The sequence below is a fragment of the Stappia taiwanensis genome (assembly GCF_014635285.1).
Classification (GTDB): Bacteria; Pseudomonadota; Alphaproteobacteria; order Rhizobiales; family Stappiaceae; genus Stappia; species Stappia taiwanensis.
In genome coordinates this window covers 223,185-237,962 of sequence record NZ_BMCR01000003.1, presented here as the reverse complement: position 1 = coordinate 237,962, position 14,778 = coordinate 223,185, and the positions used below count along the sequence as shown (strand labels likewise).

Below are 14,778 nucleotides of genomic sequence, written 5' to 3'. Positions count from 1 at the left end.
TCGACAGCGTTTGTCCCTCCGGCTTCCGAGGCTGCGGCTCCTGCGCGGCTTCATCCGCAACCGCGAGGGAACCACGGCGATCGAGTTCGCCTTTGTCGCCATCCCGTTTTTCCTTCTGCTGTTCGGCATCATCGAGATCGGCCTGTCGTTCTTCGCCAATCAGGTGCTGAACAACGCGGTGATGGACGCGGCCCGACTGATCCGGACCGGACAGGCCCACGCCCAGGGCTTCAATCAGGAAACCTTCAAGGCGCAGATCATGGACAGCGTCTCCGGCTTCCCGATCAGCGCCGACCGGTTGACCCTCGACGTGGAGAAGATCCAGGGCTTCGGCGGCTTCTCGCCAAAGCAGCTCATCGACGACACCGGCAATGTTACCCAGGACATCGGCTACGATCACGGTGCGGCCGGTGACATCATCATCGTCCGCGCACTGTATCGCTGGCCGCTCATCTCCGCCCTCATGAAGACCAACTACGGCGATCTTGGATCCGGCGACCGGCTGCTGGTCTCCACCGCCGTGTTCCGCAACGAGCCCTTCCCCTGGTCGACCCAGCAAGGGGGGAATTGATGGGCGCGCGGCAGCAAATCGGCCGGATCGTCGCCCGCTTCGCGGACAACCGGCAAGGCGTGGCGGCGGTCGAATTCGCGCTGGTCCTGCCCTTCATGGTGCTCTTGTTCATCGGCATGCTGGAGCTGAACAACGCGCTCACCCTCGACCGCAAGGTCAGTCAGGCGAGCAGCGCGGTCGCCGACCTGGTGGCCCAGGCGGACAAGCTGTCCAGCGGCGAGATCGCCGATATCCTGAAGATGGGCGATGTAATCCTGTCGCCCTACCCGGGCACCGATCTGAAACTCGTGGTCGCCAGCATCTGGATCAAGGACGTGGACAAGCCCCAGGTGGTGTGGAGCCGCGCCAGCAACACCGGTGCCTGGGCCAGTGGCGGCGCCCCGCCGATCCCCCTTCCGGCCGAGCTGACCAAGACCAAGAACACCTATCTGATCGTCGCCACCACCGAATACGCATTCACGCCAATGTTCTCCGGCCTGGTGAAGGATATCTTCGGCACCGGCACGATCACCCTTGGAGACACCTATTATCTGCGTCCGCGCATCAGCACCAACGTGACCTGTTGCTCCTGACACGCGGCGCATCCCGCCCCGGGGTTCATTCCCTTTTCACGATCAGACCCGATGTTGACCGGAAAGCCGCCGCCCTGACGGGCGGCGCATGGCTAGAGCGCCACGGCCGCCCCCTCCCCGGGCAGGCCGCCGGCTAGGAGGACAAGACACAATGGCGAAAAACCGGACCTTTGACGAAATCGAGATCGGGGAAAGCGCGACCCTGTCGCGGGCGCTGACCATCAACGATCTGTTTGTTTTCGCCCATGCCTCCGGCAACATCAATCCGGTGCACATCCCCGACATCGACTGGACGGGCGATGGCAAGAAGGATGACCCGATCGCCCCCTCCATGTGGGTCGGCGCGCTGATTTCCGCCGTTCTTGGCAATGTCCTGCCAGGACCTGGAACCGTCTACCGCAGCCAGACCTTCCGCTTTCTCGACCGGGTCCACCTTGGTGACAGCCTGACCGCCACCGTCACCGTCACCAACAAAGCGGCCGACCGCCAGGTCGATTTGGCGACCCGGGTGACCCGCTCCGACGGCACCGTCATCGCCGAGGGCGAGGCGGTGGTGACTGCGCCGGACCGGCGTATCACCTTCGATGCCGCCGAACTGCCGGGCATCCTGATCGAGCGGCACCAGCATTTCGACCGGCTGACCGAGCTGGCCTCCCGACTGCCGGCCCTGCCGGTCGCCGTCGCCTCGCCGGACGATCCGCATTCGCTCGGCGGCGCGCTGCTGGGCGCCCGCGAGGGGCTGATCGTGCCGATCCTGGTCGGCAAGACCGCCGATATCGAGGCAGCCGCAGCGGAAATCGGCGCCGACCTTTCCGGTATCGAGATCATCGACGTGCCGCGCGAGGACGCGGCGGCGGCGATGGCCGTCTCGCTGGTGCATTCGGGACGCGCCCGGGCGGTGATGAAGGGGCATCTCCACACCGACATGCTGCTGAAGCATGTGGTCAAGCGCGATGGCGGCCTGCGCACCGGCAAGCGCCTCAGCCATTGCTTCGTCATGGACATTCCCGGCCGCCCCTCGCCGGTGATCATTTCCGACGCGGCGATCAACATCGCGCCGGACCTTCTCGCCAAGGTCGATATCGTTCAGAACGCCATCGATCTCGGCCGGGCGATCGGCATGTCGGAACCGAAGGTCGGGGTTCTGTCGGCGATCGAGACGGTCAATCCGGCGATGCCCTCCAGCATCGACGCGGCGGTTTTGTCGAAGATGGCCGAACGCGGCCAGATCACCGGTGGCATCGTCGACGGCCCCCTGGCGATGGACAATGCCATCGACGTGCAGGCCGCCCGCACCAAGGGCATCACCTCGCTGGTCGCCGGGCATGCGGATATTCTGATCGCCCCCAACCTTGAAGCCGGCAACATGCTGGCCAAGGAGCTGACCTTCATCGCCCATGCGGAGGCGGCCGGCCTTGTCATCGGCGCCAGCGTGCCGGTGATCCTCACCAGCCGCGCCGACGACGAACGGGCCCGGCTCAGCTCCTGCGTTCTGGCGCTGCTCTACGACTACTGGCAGCAGAACGGCGCGGCGCTCACCACCGACACGCCCCTGACCGGGGAGGCCAGCCAATGAGCGCCATCGACGGGTCCGTTCTCGTTCTCAACGCCGGCTCCTCCTCCATCAAGTTCCAGCTGTTCGACGCGGACCATTCGCACCTGCATGGTGAGGTCGACGGGCTGGGCACGGACCATCCGCATCTGCGGATTTCCGGCGATAGCGACATTCCGAAGGCCGACCGGGCGCTGTCGCCGAAAGAGGCGTTCTGCCACGAAAGCGCGCTGGCGGTGGTCGTCGCCTGGCTGGATGAAGCGCTGCCGGACGCGCGCGTTCTCGCCGTCGGCCACCGGGTGGTGCATGGCGGCCCGAACTACGGCGACCCGGTGGAGGTGAACGACCGGATCCTTGAAGATCTGGAACGGCTGATCCCGCTCGCCCCGCTGCATCAGCCGCACAACATCTCCGGCATTCGCGCGGCGCGGGTCGCCTTCCCGGACGCCCGGCAGGTCGCCTGTTTCGACACCGCCTTCCACCGTGGCCATTCCTTCGCCGAAACCGTGTTCGCCCTGCCGCGCCAGTATTACGACGAGGGTGTGCGCCGCTACGGCTTCCACGGCGTCTCCTATGACTACATCTCCTGCCGCCTGGCGGAGATTGCCCCGGAGATCGCCAAGAAGCGGGTGATCGCCGCGCATTTGGGCAATGGCGCCTCCATGTGCGCCATGCATGAGGGGCGCAGCATTTCCTCCACCATGGGCTTTTCGGCGCTGGACGGGCTGGTGATGGGCACCCGCTGCGGTCAGATCGACCCGGGCGTACTGCTCTACCTGATGCAGCAGCGGGGCATGGACGGCGATGCCATCGCCACCCTGCTCTACCACGATTCCGGGCTGAAGGGCCTGTCCGAGATCTCCTCGGACATGCGCGAGCTGGAGGCCTCGGACGACCCGCGCGCAGCCCAGGCAATCGAGCATTTCGTCGCCCGCATCCGCCGTGAACTGGGCGGGCTGACGGCGGTGCTCGGCGGTCTCGACGCGCTGGTCTTCACCGGCGGCATCGGCGAACACTCGCGGCTGATCCGGCAGATGGTCTGCACCGGGCAGGCGTGGCTCGGCCTTGCCTTCGACGAGGCGGCCAATGCGGCCAATGCGGATGTGCTCTCCGCATCCGGCTCGGCGGTGACCGTGCTGCGCATTCCCACCGATGAGGAGAGGATGATCGCCCGGGCAGCCCGCAAGCTGATCAGGGGCTGATCGGCCGAAGCGGCCGCAGACGCCCCGTGCCGTCACCACCTTGCGGATAGGTGGCCAGCACCGGGGCGTAATCGGCTTGGGCCACCGGCACGAAGCCTTGCGGCGAGATCGCCAGCGGTGCCGCCTCGCCCGGCGTGGGCGGTGCCAACAGCACCTCGACGATCCGCTCGCGCACGGCGGCAGGCACACCAAGGCGAATGGTGTGCGGCGCATTGCCGATGGGGGCTGAGGACCAGACGACGCGCAGGCCCGAGGCTCCGCCCCGCTCCTTGGCCACATCCTGCAAGGTGCCCCGGGTGGGCGGATCACCGCCCCCCAGCGGTCGCCAGCCAAACGCCACATCCGCCTTGCCGGCGAGAACGGCCAGAGCGGCGGCGACCGGGCCATCGTGGGCCGTGGCTTTCGCGAAATAGGTCTCCGGGTCGTGTCCCTGCTCGCGCAGCGCGGCAAGGGGCACCCGGTAGCCGGCGGTCGAGCCGGGGCCGGAAGTGGCAAGCCGCTTGCCTGCCAGATCCGACAGAGCGCGGTAGCGGGCATCGGCGGCAACGAGGGCGACCGCCTGCCAGCCGGTTGCCCCATCCTCACCGCGCGGGGCGACCAGCGGCTCCAGACAGGCGCAGCGCCGCCAGGCATCCGCATAGGCGGAGGCGGACAGCGGCGCATAGTCGACCGCCCCCCGGATGATCGCCCGCTGCAAATGCGGTAGATCGCGATAGGCGATCAGCATCACCGGGATGCGCAGGCCCGCCTCCAGCGCGGCGCGGAACGGTTCGGCCACCGAAAATTCCCCGGCGGACGGCTCCAGCACCAAGCCGACCCGCAGCACCGGCAGCAGTGCGGTCAGTTCCGGATCGAAGGTCCGATCTTCACCCGAAGCGCCATCTGGCGTTGCATCCGGCGCGGCGTCGGGATCGTCGGCATCGCCCTCGCCTCCGCCTTCCGCAAGCTCCTCCTCCGGCCAGGGCAGGTAGAGGGCGGGGGGCGCAAGCTCCTCCACGGCGTCCTCTTGAGGCGGCATATCCTGCGACCTGACGGCACCTGCGGCCGGAAGCAGGCAGAGGAGGATGAGACACAGGCCGGTGACCCGCACCCGGCCGAGGCACCGTCCCACGCTTGCACTTTGACAATCCGCCGCGTCCGGTTGATCTTTCGCAGATCCGTACAGAGCCATCCTGCCCATCCGCTTTACCGAAACCGGTGCATTATCTGTCCGACCTTTTCCGGGAACCGACGAATTGTCACAAACCCGGGGTATCGGGCATTTTCCCGTTCACACGATTCACACAGGTTCCATCATGCCACGCAGTGTAGACACGGTCGTCTTCGATATCGGCAATGTGCTGATCCACTGGGATCCCCGCCTGCTCTACCGGGACATCTTCGGCAATGAGGAGGAAGCCGACCGGTTTCTCGCCGAAGTCTGCACCCATGACTGGAACCTGCAACAGGATCTGGGCCGGACGTTCAAGGACGCCATCGCCGAGCGGCTGGCGCTGTTTCCCGAGCATGCGGAGCCGATCCGCGCCTGGGACAGCCGTTGGCACGACATGGTGCCCGGCGCCATCGACGGCACCGTGACGCTTCTGGAAGAGCTGAAGGCCGCCGGCGTTCCGCTTTACGCGATCACCAATTTCTCCGGCGAGAAATTCGCCGAATGCCAGGAGCGCTTCCCGTTCCTCGCCAATTCCTTCCGCGACATCGTCGTCTCCGCGCATGAGCGCTGCGTCAAGCCGGATCGGAGGATCTACGACATCCTGTTCGAGCGCAATCCCCTCGACCCGGCGCAGACGATCTTCATCGACGACAGCGCGGCGAATGTGGAGGGCGCCCGCGCCGCCGGCATGGCAGCGGTGCATTTCACCGGCCCCGAGGCCCTGCGCCGGCATCTTCAGGGCCTCGGCTTCCCGGTCTGACCGTGGCCGCTCCGGGGCGTCAGCCGGCCTCGAACCCGGTCAGGGTGTTGACGCAATTGACCCCAAGCGCATCGACCGCATAGCCGCCCTCCAGCACAAAAAGGGTCGGCAGGCCAGCCCGCGCCAGCCGGGCGCCGAGCCGGGTGAAGTCGTCCTGGGTCAGCCGGAAGCGCGAGATCGGATCCTTCTCGTAAGGATCGAGCCCCAGCGAGACGATCAGAACGTCGGGCGCAAAGCGGGCAATCCGCTCCAGCCCGGCATCGAGCGCGGCCGACCAGATGGCCCAGTCCGCCCCCGGTGCCAGCGGATAGTTGACGTTGAAGCCCTCGCCGGCACCGATCCCGGTCTCTTCCGCATGGCCAAGGAAATAGGGGTATTCCTCGCGCGGATCGGCATGGACCGACAGGAACAGCACATCGGAGCGGTCGTAGAAGATCGCCTGGGTGCCGTTGCCATGGTGGTAGTCGACATCGAAGATCGCCACCCGCGCCGCGCCGGCGTCGCGCAGCCACTGGGCGGCAATGCCCGCGTTGTTGAGAAAGCAGTAGCCGCCGTAGTAATCGGCCGCCGCATGGTGTCCCGGCGGGCGGCAGAGCGCAAAGGCGGCGCGATCTCCGCCAGCAACGAGGCGCGCCCCGGTCAGCGCGGAATTGGCACTGGCGCGGGCGGCGGCGAAGGTTTCCTCCCCCATGGGCGTTCCGGCGTCGAAGGAGTATCGCCCCAACAGCCCGTCGATATGGTCCGGCACCGGATCGGCCCGCAGGCCGCGCACCGGCCAGACGAAGGGAAAGGCCTCGCCGCCCCGTCCCGCCTCGGTCCATCGGCTCCAGAAACTGTCGAGAAAATCAAGATACCCGGCATCATGCACCCGGGCGAGCGGCGCCATGCCGAACTCCTCCGGCGCCAGGATCTCTCCCATTCCGGCCTCAAGAATGCGCGCGCGGACGATCTCGGCCCTCGCCGGGATCTCCACGGCCGGTTTCAGTTCGCCATCGGAAATTTCATGTCGCGGATCATGGGCAAGCTGCCCGGGAGAGAAGACGGTTTTCATCGGTTCTGCGCGGTCCCTTGGCAAGGTGGGAAAGGCAATCCTTCGGCACCGGGCACGGGGCCCTGTCCGGCGGTCACCAAGACCTCAGCAATGGGCCGTTCGTTCCGCGAAGTCCAGTCCCGGCGGCGGCCTTACTGCACAAGCCGCATGGTGCCGGCGCGGATATCGACGGTGCGCAGCAGCCCCAGCGCCGACATGCCGACAAGCGTCACCTCCAGCGCACCTTCGGGCATCACCAGCGCGTCCACGTTCCTGAGGCGAATGCTGCCAAGGCGCACATCGCCAATGCGCATGGGGGCCGCCCGCACCATGCCGTTCGCGGTCCTGACCCGCACCGTATAATCGGACGCCCTGGGCCGAACGCCGGACCGGCGCGCGACCTCCGCCGGCAGGGCAATCGCCGTGGCGCCGGTGTCGATGAGCGCATCGACCGGCCGATTGTTGAGGCGAACGGTGGTGCGAAAATGGCCGCTGCGGTCGGCCTTGATCACCAGCGTACGCTTGCCCGTACGCGGCCGCCGGTCCTCATCGCTCACTGATGCCGCGCGCGTTTCCGTCGCCGCCCGGTCGAGCACCTGCTCGGTCAAGCGCGGCCCGAAGATCGCCGCGACGACCACGACGGCGGCGATGACAAGATAGCGCAGCATGATGGTTCCCTTGAACGTTCCCGCGTGCCGGGCCTTCCTCTTGCCCTAGCGTGCACCGGAGGTGCTTAGGAACAGGTGAACCGGATAGGAAAGGGCGAAAACGAAGATCGCTTTCCCTCCTTGTTCCGCCGCCCTTGAAACAGGGTCCGGCTATTCGGCGCTGCAGGTCAGCGTATCGGCAAGGGCCGCGATCGCATCCGCATCCGGCGCGCTCGACTGGGCGCCATTGGCGGTGCAGGCCAGCGCGCCCGCCGCCGTTCCCTCGCACAGAGCCCGCTCCACCGGAGCGCCGCGATCCAGCGCCGCAGCCAGCGCGCCGACGAAGGCGTCGCCCGCGCCGGTGGTATCGACCACCTCGACCGCCCGCGCGGCCACCCGCCAGCGCTTCTTTCCGCGCCGGGCCACCAGCCCGCGCCCGCCAAGGGTCACCACCGCCAGCCGTTCCGGTCCGGCCAGCGCCGCGCAATGGGCCTCGGCATCCGTTCCGGCCGCGCCCCGGGCCTGCGCCAGCTCCGCTGCCTCCGCCTCATTGGCGACAACGATGTCGACCCGGTCGACCAGCCCGGCCAACGCCGTATCGCCGGACGGCGCGGTGTTCAACAGCACCCGCGCCCCGACCGCCTCCGCGCGCCGCACCGCCTCGGCGATGGGCTCGGCCTCCAGCTCCCGTTGCAGCACCAGAAGATCACCGGTTTCAAGGCAACCGTCGAGCCACTCTGGCACCACCCGGGCGTTGACCCCGCTGGCGCACATGATCAGGTTCTCGCCCCCGGCATCGACGCCGATCATGGCGATCCCGGTCGCGCCCTCAAGATGCCGCACATGGGAGAGATCGACACCGGCGGCGGTCAGGTTTGCCAGTGCCGGGCCGGCATGGGAATCCGACCCGACGGCCCCGACCATGCGGACAGAGGCCCCGGCGCGGCGGGCGGACAGGGCCTGATTGGCGCCCTTGCCCCCGGCAAAGGCCTGATGGTCAGGGCCGACGATGGTCTCGCCGGGGCGCGGCAGGCGCGGCAGCGCCACCACCAGATCGAGATTGATCGAGCCGAAGACGATGATCATGGCAGGCCCTTTCCGTGCGCGATGCCGGACCGGCGACCTGGCGGCGCGATCAGACCCAGCCGCCGTCGACGATGTAGCTCTGGTTGGTGCAGGCGGAGGCTTCGGAGGAAGCGTAGAACAGCACCACCCGCGCCACATCGGCCGGCACCAGCTTGCGCTTCAGGCACTGCCTTTTCATGATGTTCTGCTCGCCCTCCTCGGTCAGCCAGAGGTCGATCTGGCGCTGGGTCATGATCCAGCCGGGCGCGATGGAATTGACGCGGATATTGTCCGGGCCAAGATCGCGGGCAAGCGAGCGGGTCAGCCCGAGCACCGCCGATTTGCTGGCGGTGTAACCGGCCATGTTGCCCTCGCCGATCATCCAGGAAATCGAGCCCATGTTGACGATGGCGCCGCCACCGGCCGCGCGCATGTCCGGCACCACCGCCTGGGCGCAGAAGAACTGATGCCGGAGATTGACCGCCATCCGCTGGTCCCAATACTCCGGCGTCACGTCTTCCAGCGCATGACGCTCATCATGGGCCGCGTTGTTGACCAGAACGGTGATCGGGCCGAACGCCTCACGGACCCGGTCAATGGCGGCGCGGAGCGCGTCGATATCGGTCAGGTCCGCCTGTTCGAAGTGGACCGTCCGGCCCTCGGCGGTCAGCTCTTGCACCAGCGCCTCTGACGCCTCGGCGGCAATGTCGATGAAGCCGACCCGCGCGCCCTGCGCGGCAAAGTGCCGGACGATTTCCGCACCAATGCCGCTGCCACCGCCGGTAACCAAAACCGTGCGTTCCTGCAGATCCGGATAGATCGCTCCGCCCATAAATCCCCCTCGGACAGTTCGAATGATATAAAAAACTGACGGTTTTACTTGGTGCCGTACATGCGGTCGCCCGCATCGCCAAGGCCGGGCAGTATGTAGCTCTTCTCGTTCAACCCCGCGTCGATGGCGGCGGTGAACACCGGCACATCGGGATGGGCGGCAATGAACTTCTCGATGCCTTCGGGCGCTGCCAGCAGGCAGAGGAAGCGCAACTGGGTCGCCCCCGCCTCCTTCAGCCGCTGCACCGCGGCGATGGCCGAATTGGCGGTGGCCAGCATCGGATCGACGACAATCACCAGCCGTTCGGCCATGCCTTCCGGTGCCTTGAAATAATATTCGACCGGCTGAAGGGTCTTCGGATCGCGGTAAAGGCCGACATGGGCGACGCGGGCGGCCGGTACCAGCTCCAGCATGCCTTCCAGAAGGCCATTGCCGGCGCGCAGCACCGAGGCGAACACCAGCTTCTTGCCCTCGATCACCGGCGCGTTCATCGGCTGCAGCGGCGTTTCGATCTCCGTCGTCGTGATCGGCAGGTCGCGGGTGACCTCATAGGTGAGAAGCACCGCGATTTCCCGCAAGAGCCGACGAAAGCCCTGGGTCGAGGTGTCCTTCATCCGCATATGGGTCAGCTTGTGCTGGACGAGCGGGTGGTCGATTACCGTGGCACCGGTCATGTCGCGCCTCTTGTCTTTCGCCGCTGGCCGGAAACACATGCCGGGCGGCCTGTCGGGTTACCGTCTCTGGAGTTTCCTACATGCCCTTTTCGCGCGCGGATGAACAGCCTTGCCAGCCGCGAGGGTGCATGCCGGGTGAGATTTCGTCTTTTTTCCTCAGGTTTGCCACTGTGCCGGGACGGCCGGCAGACGTCGGCGCAACGCCGCGCGGGTCTCGTCATCGCAGAAGGCCGCGTCGATGGCGCAGCCAGTGATGGCGATGAGATCCTCCCGCGACCAGCCGAAAACCTCCGCGCAGGAAGCGTATTCCTGTCCCAAAGTGGTGCGGAAGAACGGCGGATCGTCCGAGTTCAGCGTGATCCGGCATCCCGCCCGGCGCAGGAGGTTGACCGGGTGGAACCGCAAGGCGCCATAAAGGCCGAGCGCCAGGTTGGAGCCGGGGCAGACCTCCAGCACGATGCCCTCCGCCGCCAACCGCTCGACCAGCGCCGGATCCTCGATCGCCCGCACGCCATGGCCGATCCGGCGGACCTTGAGGAAGTCGAGCGCCGCCGCGACACTCTCCGGGCCGGCGAATTCACCGGCATGGGCGGTCAGCCCGAGCCCCGCCTCCCCGGCGATGCGAAAGGCGCGGGCGAAGCTGGCGGGATGGCCCTCGCGCTCATCGCCGGCAAGGCCGAAGCCGGTCACCAGCGGATGAGGCGCGCCGGTCACCTGCAGGGCCACCCGCTCCACCGCCTGGGCACCGAAATGGCGCACGCCGATGGCGATCATCCGGGCCTCGATGCCGGTCTCCGCCCGGGCGCGCTCGATGCCTTCCGCCAGCCCGCCCACATAAGCGGCATAGGACAGGCCCGCCCCGGCAGCATGGTCCGGCGAGATGGTCAGCTCCGCATAGATCGCCCCTTCCGCCGCCAACTGACGCAGATAGGTCTCGCTCAGAAGCGCATAATCCTCGGGCGCGCGGAACAGCCGGCTCGCCTTGTCATAGACGGCCAGAAAGGAGGAGAAATCCTGCCAGTCGTAACCGCCGTCCTCGTTGAAGAGCCCGCCGATGTCGACGGAGTATTTCTCCGCGAGCCGGCGCACCAGATCGGGCGGCGCGGCGCCTTCCACATGCACATGCAGTTCGGCCTTGGGTAGGGGACCGCGCCCCAGCGGCGCCTCCATCGGCTCAGAACCCCCGCATGGGATTGTCCGCCGCGCGCAACAGCCAGTTGTCGAGGGACCAGCGCGCCGCGCCATCGACCAGATGCAGCGCATAAGCGTGGCGCGAGCGCGGCGAGCGGTTGGGGGCGGAGCGATGCGGCACCAGCCCGTGCAGGATCACCAGCGTTCCCTTCGGCGCCCGCAAGGGAACATCCTCGCCAAAGGGCGTCTCATCGAGGGTTTCCATCCGCAAGGCATCGCCATCGTAGTGAAACCGCTGGCGCAAGGGCCCCTTGTGCCCGCCCGGACCGCCCATCAGCCCGCCGTTTTCCTCATCCGCATCCTCCAGCGCGAACCAGAAGCCGGTGCAGCTCAGGGGCTCGGTGTGCAGGAAGGTGGAATCCTGATGGCAATTGACCTCACCGCCGATTTCCGGCGGCTTGAAGATATACATGGACTGCGCCAGGAGCGGCGCCGCAAGCCCCAGACCTGCGGCGGTGCGGGCCAGACGCGGATCGCGGGAAAACGCCTCAAACACCGGGTCGAGATCATGCAGCGCATGACCGACCTTGTTGAGCGCCGCCGCCTTGGGCCGGGTCAACCGGCCGTCCGCGTCAAACGCTTCTTCCTCGAAGAAGAAGCGGATCTTGTCGCCGCTTTCGCGAAAATACCGGTCGCGGGCGTGGCTCTGCGCGCCGGTTTCGAACACGGAGGCGTTTTCCGCCGGATCGAACGCGTCGATCAGCTCGCCCATGCGCGCCTTCAGGCGATCGCATTCGTCAGCGCTCTTGTAGCCGGTCAGCACCAGAAATCCGTCTTCCGCGTAGGCGGCCTTCATCTCCTCGGTGAGCGTGCCATCCGCTGGCGCGGCAAAACTTCTTGCGATCATTCCCATCCCTCTCCCCGCAGAGTCCCTGCCGGATCCGTTCCCTAAAGTGCCCCCCGTCAGGCGAAGGGTGTGCCATGCCGACCGGCGGCAAGCCCCAGATGAGCCGCCAGCGTCTCGCCCATATCGGCAAAGGTCGGGCGGATGCCGATGGCATGTGGCCGACCGTCCGGCGCGACGCCGATCACCGCGACCCGCTCGCGGGTGTGGTCGCTGCCGCGCCAGGTCGGGTCGCAGCCATGGTCGGCGGTCAGAAGCAGCATGTCGCCGGGTCGCACCAGCGCCAGCATCTCCGGCAGGCGGCGGTCGAACGCTTCCAGAGCCGCCGCATAGCCGGCCACATCGCGCCGATGACCGTAAAGACTGTCGAAGTCGATGAAATTGGAGAACACCAGATCGCCGTCGCCGGCCATGCGGATCGCCTCCAGCGTCTTGTCGAACAGGGCGTCGTTGCCGGCGCCCTTCAACACGCTGGTGACGCCGGAATGAGCGAAGATATCGGAGATCTTTCCCACCGTCAGGGTCTTGCCGCCAGCGGCGACCACCCGGTCGAGCAGGGTCGGTTCGGGCGGCAGAACGGAATAGTCGCGCCGGTTGGCGGTGCGCTCAAACTCCGCCGGGCTTTCCCCGGTGAAGGGCCGGGCGATCACCCGGCCGATGTTCAGCGGATCGACCAGCTCGCGCACGATTTCGCACAGCGCATAAAGCCGCTCCAGGCCGAAATGGGTCTCATGGGCGGCGATCTGAAACACCGAATCGGCGCTGGTGTAGCAGATCGGCTTGCCGCTGCGGATATGCTCCTCGCCCAGCTCCTCAATGATCTGCGTGCCCGAAGCATGACGGTCACCGAGAATACCCGGGAGCTGACCGCGCTCGATAATCGCCGCGGTCAGATCGGCGGGAAACGTCGGCACCGTCTCAGGGAAATAGCCCCAGTCGAAGGCAACCGGCACGCCGGCGATTTCCCAATGGCCGGAGGGGGTGTCCTTGCCGCGCGAGGTCTCGCTGGCGCAGCCCCAGATGCCTTGCGGCTCGGCGGAGACGTCAAGGCCGGCAGGCGCTGCGCCCGATGCAAGCACGGCGGCCCGGCCAAGCCCGAGCCGGTTCATGTTCGGCACCTGCAGCGGCCCCGACCTCAGACCCGGCCGGTCGGCCTCGCCAGCGGCACAGCGCGCGGCGATATGGCCCAGCGTGTTGGACCCGGCATCGCCGAACTGCTCCGCGTCCGGCGCGCCGCCAATGCCAAAACTGTCGAGCACGCACAGGATCGCTCGGGACATGGCTTTTCCTTTCATCCTGGGGTCAGCCGTCGGGCCGCCCAAAAGACGTCAGCCGCAAGGGCCTTCCACGGGGGCCTTACGCGGGCGCGGCAATCCGCCGGGCGATCACGGGACGGTCCTCGACCTCGGCCGCACCGCCGATGCGATAGGCAGCGCGAACGCTGTCCGCCGCCCGGGCCGCCGCCGCCTCGCTGGCCGCGTGCACGATGGCAAGCGGCGCATCGCTGTCGACACTGTGACCGATACCGGCGATATGGGTGAGGCCCACCGACGGGTCAATCACATCGTCGAAGGTCCGCCGGCCGCCGCCGAGCTCCACCACGGCAACGCCGATGGCGCGGGCATCGACGGCCACCACCGTTCCCGGGCTCTCCGGATAGATCGCCCGCTCCACCGGCGCCGCAGCGAGATAGGCTTCGGGCCGCTCGACGAAATCGGCCGGCCCGCCGAGCGCGGACACCATCTTGGCAAAGCGCTCCGCCGCCGCGCCGCTGTCAAAGGCCTCGCGCATCCGGTCCGCGCCGTCCTCGGCGTCGGTCGCAAGCCCGCCGGTCACCAGCGCCTCTGCGCCAAGCGCCACCGTCACATCGAAGAGGCGATTGTCGATTTCCTTGCCCGTCAGGAAGTCGACCGCATTGCGCACCTCCACCGCATTTCCGGCGGCCGAGGCCAACGGCTCGTTCATGTCGGTCAGGAGCGCGGTGGTCGGGCAGCCGGCGCCATTGGCGACCCGCACAAGGCTCTCGGCCAGCGCCGAGGCCTCCTCAAGGGTCGCCATGAAGGCGCCGCTGCCCCATTTGACATCCAGCACCAGCCCGCCGAGACCGGCGGCCAGCTTCTTCGACAGGATCGAGGCGGTGATGAGATCGAGGCTCTCCACCGTGCCGGTCACGTCGCGGATGCCATAGAAGCGCTGGTCGGCGGGGGCGAGATCCGCCGTCTGGCCGATGATGGCGCAGCCGACCTCGCGCACCACCTTGCGAAACAGGGCGTTGTCCGGCTTGGTGGTATAGCCGGGGATGCTGTCGAACTTGTCGAGCGTGCCGCCGGTGTGGCCAAGGCCGCGCCCGGAGATCATCGGCACCGCCGCGCCGCACGCCGCGAGCGCCGGCGCCAGCATCAGGGAAACATTGTCGCCGACCCCGCCGGTGGAATGCTTGTCGAGCACCGGCGCGTCGATGTCGCTCCAGTCGAGCACCGTACCGCTGTCGCGCATGGCCAGGGTCAGCGCCACTCGCTCCTCAAGGGTGAGCCCCTTGAAGAAGATCGCCATGGCAAGGGCCGAGACCTGCTCGTTGCTGACCGACCTGTCGGTCAGCCCCTTGACGAAGAAGGCAATCTCTTCCTTGCTAAGCGTTCCGCCATCACGCTTCCGGCGGATGAGTTCCTGGGCCAGCATCATCGG

At 67.3% G+C, this 14,778-nt stretch carries 15 protein-coding genes; 5 read left to right on the top strand and 10 right to left on the bottom strand.

What is annotated here, in order from left to right:
- Positions 1 to 10: 10 nt before the first annotated feature.
- The 4 genes from IEV83_RS08460 (at position 11) to IEV83_RS08445 (ending at position 3,897) form a co-directional block, all read left to right on the top strand.
- Entirely contained in the window at positions 11 to 571 is a 561-nt protein-coding gene (locus IEV83_RS08460) for a TadE/TadG family type IV pilus assembly protein (RefSeq protein ID WP_181760967.1), read from the top strand.
- Positions 571 to 1,143, top strand: a complete 573-nt coding sequence (locus IEV83_RS08455; RefSeq protein WP_181760968.1) for a TadE/TadG family type IV pilus assembly protein — start codon at positions 571 to 573, stop codon at positions 1,141 to 1,143. Before IEV83_RS08460 ends, IEV83_RS08455 begins: the two co-directional genes overlap by 1 nt.
- A gap of 151 nt (positions 1,144 to 1,294) precedes the next feature.
- Positions 1,295 to 2,719: a bifunctional enoyl-CoA hydratase/phosphate acetyltransferase gene (locus IEV83_RS08450; protein WP_181760969.1), complete on the top strand. Its 1,425-nt coding sequence runs from the start codon at positions 1,295 to 1,297 to the stop codon at positions 2,717 to 2,719.
- A complete protein-coding gene (locus IEV83_RS08445; protein ID WP_181760970.1) occupies positions 2,716 to 3,897 on the top strand; it encodes an acetate/propionate family kinase in 1,182 nt (393 codons plus the stop codon). The genes IEV83_RS08450 and IEV83_RS08445 overlap by 4 nt, the downstream gene beginning before the upstream one ends.
- Here the strand turns inward: IEV83_RS08445 and IEV83_RS08440 are convergent.
- Positions 3,887 to 4,915: a phosphate/phosphite/phosphonate ABC transporter substrate-binding protein gene (locus IEV83_RS08440; protein ID WP_181760971.1), complete on the bottom strand. Its 1,029-nt coding sequence runs from the start codon at positions 4,913 to 4,915 to the stop codon at positions 3,887 to 3,889. The genes IEV83_RS08445 and IEV83_RS08440 overlap by 11 nt on opposite strands.
- Before the next feature lie 277 nt (positions 4,916 to 5,192).
- On the opposite strand from IEV83_RS08440, the gene IEV83_RS08435 reads away from it, so the two are divergent.
- Positions 5,193 to 5,810, top strand: a complete 618-nt coding sequence (locus tag IEV83_RS08435) for an HAD family hydrolase (protein ID WP_181760972.1) — start codon at positions 5,193 to 5,195, stop codon at positions 5,808 to 5,810.
- Between the two features lie 19 nt (positions 5,811 to 5,829).
- Here the strand turns inward: IEV83_RS08435 and IEV83_RS08430 are convergent, their stop codons facing one another.
- From IEV83_RS08430 to deoA, 9 genes are all read right to left on the bottom strand, one after another.
- On the bottom strand, positions 5,830 to 6,861 hold the full coding sequence (locus tag IEV83_RS08430; protein ID WP_181760973.1) for a histone deacetylase family protein: 1,032 nt from the start codon (positions 6,859 to 6,861) through the stop codon (positions 5,830 to 5,832).
- A gap of 131 nt (positions 6,862 to 6,992) precedes the next feature.
- A complete protein-coding gene (locus IEV83_RS08425) occupies positions 6,993 to 7,508 on the bottom strand; it encodes a retropepsin-like aspartic protease family protein (protein ID WP_181760974.1) in 516 nt (171 codons plus the stop codon).
- Positions 7,509 to 7,658: 150 nt separating this feature from the next.
- Positions 7,659 to 8,573: a ribokinase gene (locus tag IEV83_RS08420; protein ID WP_181760975.1), complete on the bottom strand. Its 915-nt coding sequence runs from the start codon at positions 8,571 to 8,573 to the stop codon at positions 7,659 to 7,661.
- Between the two features lie 49 nt (positions 8,574 to 8,622).
- Positions 8,623 to 9,384 carry an SDR family NAD(P)-dependent oxidoreductase gene (locus IEV83_RS08415; RefSeq protein ID WP_181760976.1) on the bottom strand — a complete coding sequence of 254 codons (762 nt, stop codon included), beginning with the start codon at positions 9,382 to 9,384 and terminating at the stop codon, positions 8,623 to 8,625.
- A gap of 44 nt (positions 9,385 to 9,428) precedes the next feature.
- Positions 9,429 to 10,058 (bottom strand): uracil phosphoribosyltransferase, encoded by a 630-nt coding sequence (gene upp / locus IEV83_RS08410; protein WP_181760977.1) that lies wholly within the window; start codon positions 10,056 to 10,058, stop codon positions 9,429 to 9,431.
- A gap of 156 nt (positions 10,059 to 10,214) precedes the next feature.
- On the bottom strand, positions 10,215 to 11,228 hold the full coding sequence (locus IEV83_RS08405) for an adenosine deaminase (RefSeq protein ID WP_181760978.1): 1,014 nt from the start codon (positions 11,226 to 11,228) through the stop codon (positions 10,215 to 10,217).
- Positions 11,229 to 11,232: 4 nt separating this feature from the next.
- Entirely contained in the window at positions 11,233 to 12,096 is an 864-nt protein-coding gene (locus IEV83_RS08400) for a phytanoyl-CoA dioxygenase family protein (protein WP_181760979.1), read from the bottom strand.
- A 56-nt stretch (positions 12,097 to 12,152) separates the two neighbouring features.
- Positions 12,153 to 13,373: a phosphopentomutase gene (locus tag IEV83_RS08395; protein WP_181760980.1), complete on the bottom strand. Its 1,221-nt coding sequence runs from the start codon at positions 13,371 to 13,373 to the stop codon at positions 12,153 to 12,155.
- Positions 13,374 to 13,449: 76 nt separating this feature from the next.
- Positions 13,450 to 14,772 carry a thymidine phosphorylase gene (deoA, locus tag IEV83_RS08390; RefSeq protein WP_181761039.1) on the bottom strand — a complete coding sequence of 441 codons (1,323 nt, stop codon included), beginning with the start codon at positions 14,770 to 14,772 and terminating at the stop codon, positions 13,450 to 13,452.
- Between the last annotated feature and the right edge of the window lie 6 nt (positions 14,773 to 14,778).

What these genes read in the sequence shown, in the direction of transcription:
- IEV83_RS08435 (WP_181760972.1), top strand. Translation starts at nt 5,193, where the DNA reads ATGCCACGCAGTGTAGACACGGTCGTCTTCGATATCGGCAATGTGCTG.
- IEV83_RS08400 (WP_181760979.1), bottom strand. Translation starts at nt 12,096, where the DNA reads ATGATCGCAAGAAGTTTTGCCGCGCCAGCGGATGGCACGCTCACCGAG.
- IEV83_RS08450 (WP_181760969.1), top strand. Translation starts at nt 1,295, where the DNA reads ATGGCGAAAAACCGGACCTTTGACGAAATCGAGATCGGGGAAAGCGCG.
- IEV83_RS08425 (WP_181760974.1), bottom strand. Translation starts at nt 7,508, where the DNA reads ATGCTGCGCTATCTTGTCATCGCCGCCGTCGTGGTCGTCGCGGCGATC.
- IEV83_RS08455 (WP_181760968.1), top strand. Translation starts at nt 571, where the DNA reads ATGGGCGCGCGGCAGCAAATCGGCCGGATCGTCGCCCGCTTCGCGGAC.
- IEV83_RS08395 (WP_181760980.1), bottom strand. Translation starts at nt 13,373, where the DNA reads ATGTCCCGAGCGATCCTGTGCGTGCTCGACAGTTTTGGCATTGGCGGC.
- upp (WP_181760977.1), bottom strand. Translation starts at nt 10,058, where the DNA reads ATGACCGGTGCCACGGTAATCGACCACCCGCTCGTCCAGCACAAGCTG.
- IEV83_RS08415 (WP_181760976.1), bottom strand. Translation starts at nt 9,384, where the DNA reads ATGGGCGGAGCGATCTATCCGGATCTGCAGGAACGCACGGTTTTGGTT.
- IEV83_RS08430 (WP_181760973.1), bottom strand. Translation starts at nt 6,861, where the DNA reads ATGAAAACCGTCTTCTCTCCCGGGCAGCTTGCCCATGATCCGCGACAT.
- deoA (WP_181761039.1), bottom strand. Translation starts at nt 14,772, where the DNA reads ATGCTGGCCCAGGAACTCATCCGCCGGAAGCGTGATGGCGGAACGCTT.
- IEV83_RS08420 (WP_181760975.1), bottom strand. Translation starts at nt 8,573, where the DNA reads ATGATCATCGTCTTCGGCTCGATCAATCTCGATCTGGTGGTGGCGCTG.
- IEV83_RS08445 (WP_181760970.1), top strand. Translation starts at nt 2,716, where the DNA reads ATGAGCGCCATCGACGGGTCCGTTCTCGTTCTCAACGCCGGCTCCTCC.
- IEV83_RS08440 (WP_181760971.1), bottom strand. Translation starts at nt 4,915, where the DNA reads ATGCCGCCTCAAGAGGACGCCGTGGAGGAGCTTGCGCCCCCCGCCCTC.
- IEV83_RS08405 (WP_181760978.1), bottom strand. Translation starts at nt 11,228, where the DNA reads ATGGAGGCGCCGCTGGGGCGCGGTCCCCTACCCAAGGCCGAACTGCAT.